General features: G+C 59.7%; 11 protein-coding genes. 5 read left to right on the top strand and 6 right to left on the bottom strand.

What is annotated here, in order from left to right; genetic code table 11:
• Nucleotides 1-194 precede the first annotated feature (194 nt).
• Together APH34_RS09525 and APH34_RS09520 are read left to right on the top strand one after the other, a co-directional pair.
• Entirely contained in the window at nucleotides 195-1,184 is a 990-nt protein-coding gene (locus APH34_RS09525) for a hypothetical protein (protein ID WP_054900923.1), read from the top strand.
• A 255-nt stretch (nucleotides 1,185-1,439) separates the two neighbouring features.
• Nucleotides 1,440-2,492: a DUF1176 domain-containing protein gene (locus APH34_RS09520; protein WP_054900922.1), complete on the top strand. Its 1,053-nt coding sequence runs from the start codon at nucleotides 1,440-1,442 to the stop codon at nucleotides 2,490-2,492.
• A gap of 75 nt (nucleotides 2,493-2,567) precedes the next feature.
• Here the strand turns inward: APH34_RS09520 and APH34_RS09515 are convergent, their stop codons facing one another.
• The 3 genes from APH34_RS09515 to APH34_RS09505 are packed head-to-tail and all read right to left on the bottom strand — an operon-like array spanning nucleotide 2,568 to nucleotide 4,876.
• Nucleotides 2,568-3,224 (bottom strand): hypothetical protein, encoded by a 657-nt coding sequence (locus APH34_RS09515; protein WP_054900921.1) that lies wholly within the window; start codon nucleotides 3,222-3,224, stop codon nucleotides 2,568-2,570.
• 35 nt (nucleotides 3,225-3,259) lie between these two features.
• Nucleotides 3,260-4,693 carry a M48 family metallopeptidase gene (locus tag APH34_RS09510; RefSeq protein WP_054900920.1) on the bottom strand — a complete coding sequence of 478 codons (1,434 nt, stop codon included), beginning with the start codon at nucleotides 4,691-4,693 and terminating at the stop codon, nucleotides 3,260-3,262.
• A gap of 3 nt (nucleotides 4,694-4,696) precedes the next feature.
• Complete coding sequence (locus APH34_RS09505; RefSeq protein ID WP_054900919.1) at nucleotides 4,697-4,876, bottom strand: hypothetical protein; 180 nt, start codon at nucleotides 4,874-4,876, stop codon at nucleotides 4,697-4,699.
• Nucleotides 4,877-5,037: 161 nt separating this feature from the next.
• On the opposite strand from APH34_RS09505, the gene APH34_RS09500 reads away from it, so the two are divergent.
• On the top strand, nucleotides 5,038-5,985 hold the full coding sequence (locus APH34_RS09500; RefSeq protein ID WP_054900966.1) for a helix-turn-helix transcriptional regulator: 948 nt from the start codon (nucleotides 5,038-5,040) through the stop codon (nucleotides 5,983-5,985).
• Between the two features lie 145 nt (nucleotides 5,986-6,130).
• Here APH34_RS09500 and APH34_RS09495 read toward each other — a convergent pair whose 3' ends face one another.
• On the bottom strand, nucleotides 6,131-6,982 hold the full coding sequence (locus tag APH34_RS09495; protein ID WP_054900918.1) for an SDR family NAD(P)-dependent oxidoreductase: 852 nt from the start codon (nucleotides 6,980-6,982) through the stop codon (nucleotides 6,131-6,133).
• 125 nt (nucleotides 6,983-7,107) lie between these two features.
• On the opposite strand from APH34_RS09495, the gene APH34_RS09490 reads away from it, so the two are divergent.
• Complete coding sequence (locus tag APH34_RS09490; protein WP_054900917.1) at nucleotides 7,108-7,992, top strand: LysR family transcriptional regulator; 885 nt, start codon at nucleotides 7,108-7,110, stop codon at nucleotides 7,990-7,992.
• 30 nt (nucleotides 7,993-8,022) lie between these two features.
• Here APH34_RS09490 and APH34_RS09485 read toward each other — a convergent pair whose 3' ends face one another.
• Nucleotides 8,023-9,561: an MFS transporter gene (locus APH34_RS09485; protein ID WP_054900916.1), complete on the bottom strand. Its 1,539-nt coding sequence runs from the start codon at nucleotides 9,559-9,561 to the stop codon at nucleotides 8,023-8,025.
• 191 nt (nucleotides 9,562-9,752) lie between these two features.
• Between APH34_RS09485 and APH34_RS09480 the strand changes: the two genes are divergently transcribed.
• A complete protein-coding gene (locus tag APH34_RS09480; protein ID WP_054900915.1) occupies nucleotides 9,753-10,616 on the top strand; it encodes a LysR family transcriptional regulator in 864 nt (287 codons plus the stop codon).
• A gap of 70 nt (nucleotides 10,617-10,686) precedes the next feature.
• Here the strand turns inward: APH34_RS09480 and APH34_RS09475 are convergent, their stop codons facing one another.
• A complete protein-coding gene (locus APH34_RS09475) occupies nucleotides 10,687-12,078 on the bottom strand; it encodes an amino acid permease (protein WP_054900914.1) in 1,392 nt (463 codons plus the stop codon).
• Nucleotides 12,079-12,182 lie beyond the last annotated feature (104 nt).

The raw sequence follows: 12,182 nt of genomic DNA, 5'->3' as shown, positions 1-12,182 counted from the left end.
AATGACCTCGCTGGCCGCATGTCGAGCAGCCGTGAAAAGCCCTCGAATGGTTAAGATGAAGTTTACTCATGCTGTGGAGGTTCCGTTTAGTAAGGACTATGGCGTCTGGCACAAAGACCAACCTACGCATGTGAATTGGTGGCCATACAAATCAGTTGACCCGACAGCGATCGCGGGGAAAGTCGAGGCTCTCAATGGCTAAGCTAACAGTTGAAAAAATTCTGCTTAGCTACGATGTCCCCTTGATCGCGCTCGCCAGAGCGAACAACGGAGATAAATATTTAGGCGTTAACTACGACGACGGCGAAACCGCATTCAAATTTTATTTCTCCAGAATAAAAACTGAACACCTAAAGCAGCTGTATGCTGAAAAAATTGATGTGCACTATGTCGTGACCAAGCTACATAAAGGAAAGTATCAGCTTGGAGAAGTTTGGGGTACTGTCGGAGAAGAATTCAAAACAAAAAGCGTGGAAGAGCTACCAGCCGATGCTCTACCAGAGCCGGGAATGTTTATTCCGGGCCATGCTGAAGAAAGCTTAAACAGCGATTTCAAAGTAGTAGATATAGACGGTCGTTGGGAAATCAGCGACTTGAGACGCTTTTCCGACTTGGTACAGGATTGCTATTCCTTCGGCTTTGCTCTTCTCGGCGCAACTGGCCAAGCGGCCACCAAAAAAATAAATGCCCTTTTTCACAAGCATCCGTGGAGAGGTGGCTTTAGCTCTGTAAACTTCTTCAAAGAACTGTATAGAAACATCCCAAACCAAGATAGGGCTGCAATACGTAAAATCGATTACGCGTCACCAGGGGAAATAAGATTTTACATGAACGGGGATGTCGCAGACTCTATCCGCGAACTAGTGAACGAGATCAATGACAAAGATAGCCCGGCTCGCGAGGCTTACAAAAAGGCATATGGTCACCTTCAGAACCTAGGCTGGCTTAGCAAGTCAGATACAGATATCGAGCTATCGGACCAAGATATCATTGATCTTGTTGAATTACTGGACGATACGTGTGAGGCGTTCGGATTAGACGACTGCGCTGCGCATATTCTGGAGCTGGCGAGCATGGACCCACTGTCAGCCATAAAAATTGTTCTGGCATACTACAGACGACTTCAAGGTTTAGCGGACTACGTGGCTACAGGAAAGGCCCAAGATATTTTCCACGATGCATAAAAATGACAGCTTAATGCCAGCTTCCCGGCTGTAGGCAAGCAAAATCAAGGGTCAGACGCGGGTTCAAATCCCCCCGGCTCTACGACCGCACGTGCGCGCTTCCATTTTCATCGAGTCATGCTGTTTATCCAGAATTGGCATCCGCTGCGCCGATTGTCCCAAGCGGTCTTTCTATTGTGTGTAACAGCCATGCAATGGGTTTCAGCGACGAACCCTGCCCTAATACACTTTTTCCAGTCTACAGGCACCTGTTTGATGACCCGACTCCCCCTCATATTCCTGATGACTGCTGTCATTACCAGCGTGAACGCCGCCGAAGATGTCCCTTTGGAGCGGTCTATCAAGGACTGGATTATCGGCTGTGATAACACCCGCGCCTGCACGGCTATCGGGGCCGTTCCGGTCCGCGACGATGTCGGCATCTCGACCTTTAGCCTGCGTGTAACGCGTGAAGCCGGCCCGCAGGGCGACTTGCGGGTGGGCGTGTTCAGCTACAACGCCGCCCGTGGTCAGCCAACACTCGATGGCAAACCGCTGAAAAATCGGTTCGAGCCTGGCGAACTCAAAGAAGGTGATGTGCCTGAGGTTTTTGCTCTGACCGGAACGAAGGCCAACGCCTTGATCGCAGAATTGCGCAACGGGCGGGAGTTGATTTTGCCCATTGAGGGCGGCACCTCCGTTGCCTCGCTAAACGGGATGAGTGCCGCTCTTTTGCTGATCGACTCGGTTCAGGGGCGGGTTGGTAAACAGGACGCACTGATCTCAAAGGGGCAAGAGCCAGGCAATAGCGTGCCGCAAGCACCTGCTGCGCCGTCAGTACCGACTTGGCAGGCACCCGTTGCGCTGACCCCGGACAGGGCAAAAGAGGTTGCGGATGCGGTGGTGGCTGCCACGCGCAAGGAGTGGCAAGAGGACCTGAGTGACGGCGCTGCGCCAGAAGCAAAAGCCTTTGCCTTGAGTGCCGATCAAGCGTTGGTAATCATCGAAACCAGCTGTGGGGCCTACAACTGTTTCTACAATATTTACCAAACGCCCTTGGACCACCCTGAGCAGGCTCGTACAGCGCTGGTGGCCGAAGTGCCAAATCTGCCGGAAAGAGTGCCCCACGGCGTTGTCGATTTTGATCCGGCGACGGGTGAGCTGAGCAGTGAGGCAATAGCGATGGGCATGGGTGGTTGTGGCACTGCGCTGCGCTGGCGCTACGACGGTAACGGTTTCGCGCTGACGCATGCGGCTGAAATGAACACTTGCATGGGGCTGGAGCAGGTTTATTGGCCGGTGCTGTGGCGTACCGAGGCCAGCCGCTAAAACGGTCGAATACACCTATACCTGTGGCGAGCAAGCAAGCCCCCTCGCCACAGACAGGCGTAGGCCCCTACCCATTCAGGAAGCTTTCAACGCCTGCAACTCAACTTCGACACGCGCCGCATTGCAGTAGGTGTCCAGCATCTCCAGCACTTGGTCGCCCGTAAGGACAGTACCGTTCAGTTGCAGGCCGAACAGCGTCAAGCAAATCTGTGGCTCCCGGGAGCGCTTGATCTTGACGTGAGGCATCAATGGGCCCGCGGCGTTTTTGCAGACGGGCAAGGGGGCACCCTCGCGCAATGTCAGCGTGATCCATATCTTGATGCGACCCTCTTTGATATGGATGTCGCTGATATCCACCAGATCGATTTCTGTATCAAGGTTGCGAAACCACAGGCGGGTATGGGTCAGGCGCATCAGGATTTCTTCGCCGGCCCGACGGTGCAGCCACACGCCGCCAAGTAAGACCAGCGCCACGATTGCAAAAATCCCTCCCATAAACGCGTTTTTGCCATCCCAAACACTCCCGCCGGCCATCACGAAAGCGAACAGTGACAAGAGCAACAGGGTGCGACGCACCTTGCATGGGTAGGCAAGTTCGGTAACTGCGGGCACCGCGCTCAGCCATTCCTCGCGTTCCTGAATGGCAGCCTGCAGTTGATCGCCGCTGTGTTGGTTGAACTCCTCGGTGAGGGATTGCGCCAGGCTGGCCAGTGGATCATCAGGATGGTTCATACCGGTACTCCATTCTCGGTGGCATCGACAGCAGACTACGGATTATGAGTGAGTTGACTGAACCACTGGCGGTCGTGCGCGGTGGGCGCCCGTGTTGCCTGCGCCAGCAACTGGTCGTCAAGAACCACGCCCAGTTGCTGCAGGCGCACGGCAGTGGGGGGATGGGTATCGAACGGATGAGCGATGGCGTGACCCATCACCGCCTCGTTCAAGATCAGCGGAGCCTGGCGAAGGTGTTCCGCTAACGCCTGAATCAAGTTGGGGTGGATACGCTGGCCAAGCAGTTTGTTGACTTCGGCGTCAAGGGCGATGACGCGCAGCAACGCTTGGCAAAAGAGCCGCTCACCGGCAATTTGCGCACCTACCCGGTCCGCCACCAGTTCCTGCGCACGGCTCCAGTGATGCACGGCAATTTGGAAGTGGTGCAAAAAGCGCCAGGTCATCCAGATCGCTGGACGTTCGATCCAGGACGGCATTTCATCCACCGCACTGATGTTCAGGAAATGCATGTACATCAGGCTGAACCGTGCCCCGGCTTCACTGCCGCGCTCGGTATCGCGGCTGCTGAAGTGGCCAAGCTCATGGCCGATAATCGAGGCTGTTTCCTCTTGGCTCATGGTCGACAGGAAAGTGAGCGGCAAGTACATCGTACGGCCCGTCAACAGTTGCCCCGAGGGTTGCAGGGCCACCTGGACGCTGGTGACGAAAAACGATTGGTCGACCCCAATCACGAGGTGGTCAGGCACAGGCGCACTGGTGGCGGCGGCTAGCTGCTCGATCCATTCCCATAGGGCCGGAGCACTGGCCCGGCTGATTGAGCGCCCCAGAAAGCCTGATTCCGGTGTCTCCATATCCTGCCATTGCCGACGCAGGCGCCCGATCAACAGCACGCCCAGGTACAGCGTCACCAGCAAGGGTACAACGACCAGCAGTATCATCATGCCGCTGTTATGGCGATTGCTCCAACCCCAGCTGACTTCATACAGCAGGGTCATCGCCAACGCCCCCACGATCAACCCGGTGTAGATCACCAGCCACTGTCCCAGTGCGCGCCAGCTCAGGACCAGGCGATCATAAAGAAAGTCCCGCGAGCGCAGCGCGCGCCAGGCATCCAGGCGCAGTTTCAACCAGGTAGCTGCGCCCGCCAACACGGCCGCGACCGCCAGCCAGTAACCGAGAAACGCCAAAACTTGGCGCGTGTGCACCCAACCCTGGTCGGCATCGGCCCGAGCGACCTCACGTTGCAGGTAACCGCGCAGGCTGTCGTTCGAGATTACCGGCGTTGTGCGCCATTGTTGCGGCAGTTGCTGCCTCAATTCATCGCTCGGGCTGGCTAGCCACTGACGCATCACGTGCGCTTCTTCCAGTGTGCTGTCGGCACGCCAGCTCTGAATGCTGCTCCAGCCCATCAGTACCAGCGGCAGCAGCAACATCGCCAGGCCCCATGACCATTGTCGTAACAGGCTCATGGTTCAGTTCGCCTGGCGATAGTCAGTGAGAAACGCTTGCGCATTGCCCTGACTGGCCAGGGCCTCACCCGAATACGCAGCGACCTTGCCTGCTACGTCCGGGCAATCTTGAGCGAGGGTATTGCCCGTCATGACGGCCAGTACCCTGCCTAGCACGGCAGCCCATTTGCGATAAAGCAGCATACTCAGGGTTCCTTGAATTTCACGGCCAGCCATTGAAATTCACACTCAGCGATATGCCAACCTTGTAGACCGTTACGCACAACTATAAGGCTGCGGTTCACAACGACAGGTGGCCGGGTACAATGCGTCGGACATGCAAGGACGTGATCAACCCCTTCTCGATGAAACGCCAGAATCCTTATCTTGATACGCACTTTTGTTTCGATCACCCAGGCGCTCTAGACCAGGCCGGCGTATTCGACGACAGCGCTCGTCAGATTGTTGGCTCTGCCGTCGGTCACTACCGCGCGCGCACAGTGCGGGCAGACCTGCAGTATTTCGACTGTGACTTGCAGTTCCCCGAGCCGCTGACGATCCACAAGATATTGCCCGACAGTTTGTGCATCGTGCAGGTGCTCGGCGGGCAGTGGCAGCATCGGGTCGACGGTGTGCTCAATGAATACACCACTGGTGCAGCCCATGCGTTAGGCCTGAGTGAAAGCATGGAAACCATTGATCAACTACCCGCTGGGAGCCACGCGCGCATGGCGGGGCTGCGCATCGCAGGCGATTATTTGCGCGAGCTGTCCGAGGAAGATTCATCGCTCCAGCCCTTACTCAGGCTACTTAACGACGGCATTCAGTTTTCGGCGCTTCGCGGCTGTCCTGCGCTGGGGCGTTTGCTGGAGCGCATTTATTACTCTCCGTACCACGGGGCCCTGGAGCGTCTCAATCAGGAAAGCCTGAGTCTGGCAGCACTGGTGGAGTTGGCGACGCATCTTGCTCCCCATTCGGCCAAGCCAGTGCCTGCCGTGCGCGGCTACTCAGACTTGGCCCATGAAGCGCGTTTTCAACTGGATGCAAACCTCATTGACCCTCCCGGTACTCAAGCGCTGGCCCGGAGCCTGGGGGTTGGGGAAACCACGCTGCGCAGGGCTTTCAGTCACATCTACGGCCAGTCGATGCTGGATTATGTGCGCCAGCAACGCATGGAACTTGCTCGCGACCTGCTTCGCCAGCGCAAGTGGCAGGTGGCGCAAATTGCCTACCGTCTGGGCTATGCCAACCCCGCTAACTTCAACCATGCATACAAGGCCTACTTTGGTCACCCGCCAGGTGCCGAACGCTAAAAAGCAAAACGCCCGATGCATTGCATCGGGCGCTCTGAGGCCTAACGGCCTAGCTGAAAAGGTGTAAACCCCTGTCAGGACTAGACGCTGGAATTAGGCCCATGTGGCCCTGCTCCTGATACTGTGATCAGAATGCCTCAGCCCCTCAACTGGGCACAAACCCACTCTTCCCCTCGATAGCAACCGACAACGCCAGCTCCTTCTGCGCCTCCAGCGCCCGCAAGCTCTCTGCATAACTCTTCTGCAACGTTGCAAACACATCCACACCCAACGCGGTACGCAGCGGCGGCTCCGCCTGCTGGGCAAGCGCGAAGATGGCCGCGGCCATTTTCACCGGGTCGCCGGCGGTATTCTCTGCGCCCATTTCCTCGATATACCGCCGCACAGCGCCCACTGCCGAATCGCGATAGACCTCCGACTCCTGGGTCCACTGGATGTTGGCCTGGAAGTTGGTCTTGATCGACCCAGGCTCAATGATGAGGGTCTTGATGCCGAACCCTTCAACCTCTTGAGCAACCGCTTCGGCAAAACCTTCCAGGCCAAACTTTGCGGCGTGATACATGGACCCGCTGGCGAAGCCAACACGCCCGCCCACACTGGTCACGTACAGGATGCGGCCGCTCTTGCGGGCACGTAACGCCGGCAGAAAGGCGCGGGTGACATAGATGGGTGCCACAAGGTTCAGGTTCAGCTGCTGCTGGATCTCGGCGTCACTGAACTCTTCCATCGCGCCAATCACAGCCCCGCCAGCGTTATTGACCACGAAATCGACGTCGGTGTGGCGTGCAGCCACAACCTGGATGGCGGGCACGTCGGTCAGGTCCAATTGCTCAAGAATCAGGTGCTGGCCGTACTGGTCACGCAGTTGCGAAAGGGCCTGCGGGCGGCGCACCGCTGCAACCACCGTGTGGCCAGCCGCCAGGGCGGCCTTGGTCAGCTCCAGCCCTAGACCGCCAGACGCACCGGTGATGAACCATTTTTTGTGAAGACTCGACATGGGCTACCCCTGAGGTCAGTAAGAAAGTGAACAGCAGGTAGCCAGTCTAGAAGCTCCCTCAGGGGTGGAGTAGTCCTCTATAATTTGAAGGCCTTTTGAATTTTTTTCACACCACTGGAAGCGCCATGCCCAATTTCAATGAATTGGCTGCCTTTGCCGCGGTGGTCCGCGAAGGCAGTTTTACGCGTGCAGCAGCGCAGCTAGGGGTCACTCCGTCAGCCTTGAGCCATGGTGTGCGCCATCTTGAAAAGCGCCTGGGCCTTACCCTGCTGCACCGCTCGACCCGAAGCGTGGCCCCCACCGAGGCAGGCCAGCGCCTCTACACGACGGTGGCACCCCGGCTGGACGACATCACCCAGGAACTGTCGGCCTTGATCGAGCAGTCTGACGAGGTTGCCGGCACCGTGCGCATCAACGCGCCGGACTACGCCGTGCAAACGCTTATCTGGGCGCGGCTGTCACCTTTGCTGTCGGCCCACCCACGCCTGCGTCTGGAAGTGTGCAGCGAAGACCGCTTCACAGACATCGTGGCAGCGCGGTACGACCTTGGTGTTCGGCTAGGTGGCGATGTTGCACAAGACATGATCGCCGCACGCATCGGCCCCGATATGGTGATGGCCGTTGCGGGCAGCCCTGCTTATCTGGCGCTGCAGGGGGTGCCCGCCACGCCGCGCGAATTGGCCGCTCATTCTTGCCTAGGGCTTAAACTGCCGACCCATGACAACCTCTTGGCGTGGGAATTTAAAGCCGCGACAGGCAAGACCATGCAGGTGCTTCCGGCCGGCAGGTTAGTGAGCAACGAGCCCAAAACCCTGATTCGGGCGGCCTGCGACGGGCATGGGCTTGTCTGGTTGCCAACCAGCTTGATGGAGGAAGAACTCTCCCACGGTCAGTTGCAGGTTGTTCTGGATGAACATGCGATTTCGTATGAAGGCTATCACCTCTACTATGCGGCACGTCGCGTCTCGCCATCGATGAAAGTGGTGATCGATGCGTTGCGTAACCCGTGACACCCAATGTTCTGGATGCGGGGCACAACGTTATGCGCGCGCGACGTGCCCAGCTGGGGTGCCATGAACCGGAAGCGGCCGCCCCAGCAATACGCCCACCACTGCAGCAAACACCAACGCGACAATCCCTGCCGTCAGCAACACCGCCTCGAAGCCCCCTGCGAATGCTTGCTGCGCCAAGGGTGCAACCGCCTCGCGCAAGCCTGGCTCAAGCAGCGACAAGGCAGCCTGCAAATCACCCGCAGCAACGCGGGTGGCCATCGCACTGACCTTGCCCAACTGCTCAGGGGCCAGTGCGGCCATGGCATCACGCAGTAGCTGCGCGCTGCGCGCTGCAAGTACCCCACCCAGCAGGCCGATGGCGATCACGATCGCGCCAAAGCGCGTAGTGGTACTCAACCCCGACGCCATGCCGGTGCGCTCACGTGGCACGCACGCCATGATGTTCTTCTGGGTATCGCCGTTGAGCAGCCCCGCACCAGCGCCCAGCACCAGGCTCGCCAGGGCGAAGGCCAGGTAACCGCCATAGCCCACCGCCCAGGCGCACAGCAGATTGCCCAACCCGACAAGCACCAGGCCCAGGGCAAATACCTGCGCCGGGCTCCACTGGCTGGCCAGGCGCATGCCCAGGCGCGGCGTCAACAACATCGCCACGGCAAACGGCAACATCCCTGCCCCTGCCGCGAGCGCGGACAACTGCAGGCCGTTCTGCAGGTACAGCGGCAGCAAGGTCATCATCACCTGGGCACAGGCGGCATAGGCAAACATGCCGAGCAAGGCGCCGATGAAGCGCCCACTGCGCATCAACTGCAGGTCGATCATCGGCCGTGGCTGGCTGCGCTCGATCATGATGAACAGGCCGAACAGGAAGGCGCTGACCAGCAGGCGACCAAGGGTATCGACACTGGTCCAGCCGACCTGGTTGGCATCGATCATGGCCCAGATCAGGCAGCCGAGGCTGCCGCCGAAGGTGAGGCTGCCCATGGGGTCGAGCCGGGCTGCATTGCTGTCGCGCGACTCCTCGACACTGCGCATCACCATCAGCGCCAGCACCGCCACCAGCGGCAGGTTGATGTAGAAGATCCAGCGCCAGCCAAGCGTGCTGGCAATCATGCCCCCCGCCAGCGGCGCGAAGGTGATGGTCGCGCCCATGCAGGCCCCCCAGAAGGCCCAGGCACGCATACGCTCCTGGGGTTCGTGGAAACGGTGGCCGATGGCGGCCAAGGCCGAGGTCAGCAGCATGGCGGCCCCCACCCCCTTGGCCGCCCTGGCCAGGTCGAGGAACAGCAAGCTGGGCGCCGCGCCGCAAGCCAGGGAGGCAATGCCGAACACGACCAGGCCCAGCAACAGCATACGCCGCCGGCCAAAGCGGTCGGCCAGGCTGCCAGCGGGTAACAGGCAGGCAGCGAAGGCCAGCAGGTAGGCGCTCACGACCCATTCGATGTCGGCGAAGGCGCCGGACAGGTCGCGGGCGATGCTGGGCAGGCTGACGGCGACAATGTTGGTGTCGAGGATGATCAGGGCGCAGACCAGGGAGGCGGTCAGCAGGGTGAAGCGCGCAGAGGGCATGGCAAGGCTCCGGAAAGCTGGGCTGGTTGCCGGGCAGCGCGGCGATGGCCGGCAGGGCAGCTCCGACAATCACCCAGGCAACCTTTGCCGCCACGGCCCCAGCCTTGTAGTGTTGCCTTTACGATAACGCCGCTGAACACAAGGCTTGTTAGCCCCAGCGGCCTGCGTCATTAGCTTGCAGGTAACACACCATGGAAATCCGCCATTTCCGCTACTTTCTCTGCGTCGCCCGGCACGGCCACTTCACCCGTGCCGCCGAGCAGTTGGGCATCGCCCCGCCGACCCTCAGCCGGCAGATCCAGGACATGGAGCGTGAACTGGGCGTGCGCCTGTTCGAGCGTAATCAGCGGGAGGTCAATCTCACGGCTGCTGGCCAGGCGTTGCTGGTCGAAGCCGAACAAGCGGTGCGCCAGTTCGATGCCGCGCAACTGGGCGCGCAACGTGCCGGCCGTGGCGAAAGCGGCAGCATCGAGCTGGGTTACGTGGCCTCGGCGGCTTACTCGGGCATGCTGCAGCGGCAGGTGATCAGCTTCAGCGACGCCCACCCCGGCGTGCGCCTGAACATCCGCGAACTGCCCATGGTCGAGCTGCCGGGCATGGTCCGCGATGGCCTGCTCGACCTCGCCTACGTACGCTCGCCCATGGATATACCCGAAGAACTCGAAGCCATCGCCCTGCACCAGGAAGGCTTCGTGCTCGCCTTGCCCGCCAGCTCGCGGATCAACGAGTTGCCGCAGATCCCGGCAGCACGCCTGGCCAAGGAAACCTTCATCCTCCCCGAGCAGATCTCGGGCACGCTGGAGGCTGCAGCGCAGGGTGGTTTCGTTCCGCGACTTGGCCCGCAACCCGGTAGCCTTGTGGCAGTGATTACCTTGGTGTCGCTGGGGCAAGGCATTGCAGTGGTGCCAGCGTCGGTGGTGCAGCGCATCAGCCTGCCGCAGGTGAATTACCGGCGGATCAGCGACTGTGACGCCAGCTCCTGGTTGAGCCTGATTTACCGGCGTTTCGAAAAAGCCCCGGCAGTGTCCAGGTACATCGAAATGGTGGGCGATTAGCCTCGGCTCCTGCACAAGCAAAAGGCCCCCATCCAAGGGGGCCTTCGCTTTTGCTACCCGGTGCTGCCAATCACCCCATCGACCGCACCCCAGCCACCTGCGCATGCCCCCGCGAAGTGACGATGCCGAGGAACGAAATCACGATCGCCAGGCCCAGGGTCGAGCTCACTTCCGCCCGATGCTCAGGCGTGTACATCATCACCGCCAGCGCGCCAGCGATGAAGACGATCACCGCCCAGGTCAGCCAAGGGAACAGCCACATGCGGAATTTCAGCTCGGCGTTTTCACGCTCCAGGCGGCGGCGCATGCGCAATTGGGAGATGGCGATGACCATGTACACCAGCAGCGCGATAGCGCCGGAGCTGGCCAGGAGGAACTCGAACACCCCCTTGGGCGCGAAGTAGTTGAGGATGGCGATGGCTGCACCGATCAGGGTACTGCCAAACACCGCAGCCCGTGGCACGCCTACCTTGGAGGTCTTGTTGAGGAAGGCCGGTGCATCGCCGCGCTTGGCCAGCGAGTACATCATCCGCGAAGCGATATAGATCGACGAGTTCATGCAGCTGGTCACCGCCACCAGTACCACCAGGTCGACCATGAACGCAGCGTTGGGGATGTTCATGATTTCCAGTGCACGCTGGTACGACCCCACCACCGCCAGTTGTGGGTCGTTCCACGGCACGATCGAGATGATCACGAAGATCGACAGGATGTAGAAGGTGCTGATGCGCCAGATCACCGAACGTGTGGCCTTGGCGATGTTGCGCGACGGGTCGCTGGACTCCGAAGCCGCGATGGTCACCGCTTCGGTGCCGATGAAGCTGAACATCACGGTGATGAACGCGCCGATCACAGCCGACCAGCCTTTGGGCGCAAAGCCGCCATACTCGGCAATCAGCCCGTTCAGCCCGCTGACTTCACGGTGGGGCAACCAGCCCATCAGGGCCGCAAAGCCCAAGCCAATGAAACCAAGAATTGCCGTGACCTTGAGGATGGCGAACCAGAACTCGAACTCACCGTACTTGGCCACGCTGAACAGGTTGGTGCATGCCAGCAGCAACACCGAGGCCAGGGCGAAGATCCAACTGTCCACCTGCGGGAACCAGGCATTGAGCACATGCCCGGCAGCCAGTGCCTCGATCGGGATCACCAGCACCCAGAACCACCAGTACAGCCAGCCAATGGTATAGCCGGCCCAGCGGCCGATGGCCTGGTCGGCATAGGTGGAGAACGAACCGGTGTCAGGATGCGCCACGGCCATTTCGCCGAGCATGCGCATGACCAGCACCACCAGGGTGCCGGCCACGAAATAAGAAATAATGGTGGCTGGCCCGGCCGCCGCAATGGCGTGCCCGGAGCCTACGAAAAGTCCGGCGCCGATGATGCCCGCGATGGACAGCATCGTTACATGACGTGGCTTGAAACCTTGTGCAAGGTTGCCATCAGATCCCACGGTGTTCATTGATGTTGTTCTCTTTTTGCTGACACAAGGAAAGGACGGGCAGGCGTAGGCGAAAATATCTCCTTCCAAATCAATTAGTCGACACGTTGCTCGCGCTCTGTTGT

Origin of the sequence: Pseudomonas sp. NBRC 111131 (genome assembly GCF_001320525.1) — a bacterium.
Taxonomy (GTDB): domain Bacteria; phylum Pseudomonadota; class Gammaproteobacteria; order Pseudomonadales; family Pseudomonadaceae; genus Aquipseudomonas; species Aquipseudomonas ceruminis.
This window is presented reverse-complemented; position numbering and strand designations above follow the sequence as displayed.

Coding starts and splice junctions, on each gene's coding strand:
- APH34_RS09525 (WP_054900923.1), top strand. CDS start 195: ATGGCTAAGCTAACAGTTGAAAAAATTCTGCTTAGCTACGATGTCCCC.
- APH34_RS09520 (WP_054900922.1), top strand. CDS start 1,440: ATGACCCGACTCCCCCTCATATTCCTGATGACTGCTGTCATTACCAGC.
- APH34_RS09515 (WP_054900921.1), bottom strand. CDS start 3,224: ATGAACCATCCTGATGATCCACTGGCCAGCCTGGCGCAATCCCTCACC.
- APH34_RS09510 (WP_054900920.1), bottom strand. CDS start 4,693: ATGAGCCTGTTACGACAATGGTCATGGGGCCTGGCGATGTTGCTGCTG.
- APH34_RS09505 (WP_054900919.1), bottom strand. CDS start 4,876: ATGCTGCTTTATCGCAAATGGGCTGCCGTGCTAGGCAGGGTACTGGCC.
- APH34_RS09500 (WP_054900966.1), top strand. CDS start 5,038: ATGAAACGCCAGAATCCTTATCTTGATACGCACTTTTGTTTCGATCAC.
- APH34_RS09495 (WP_054900918.1), bottom strand. CDS start 6,982: ATGTCGAGTCTTCACAAAAAATGGTTCATCACCGGTGCGTCTGGCGGT.
- APH34_RS09490 (WP_054900917.1), top strand. CDS start 7,108: ATGCCCAATTTCAATGAATTGGCTGCCTTTGCCGCGGTGGTCCGCGAA.
- APH34_RS09485 (WP_054900916.1), bottom strand. CDS start 9,561: ATGCCCTCTGCGCGCTTCACCCTGCTGACCGCCTCCCTGGTCTGCGCC.
- APH34_RS09480 (WP_054900915.1), top strand. CDS start 9,753: ATGGAAATCCGCCATTTCCGCTACTTTCTCTGCGTCGCCCGGCACGGC.
- APH34_RS09475 (WP_054900914.1), bottom strand. CDS start 12,078: ATGAACACCGTGGGATCTGATGGCAACCTTGCACAAGGTTTCAAGCCA.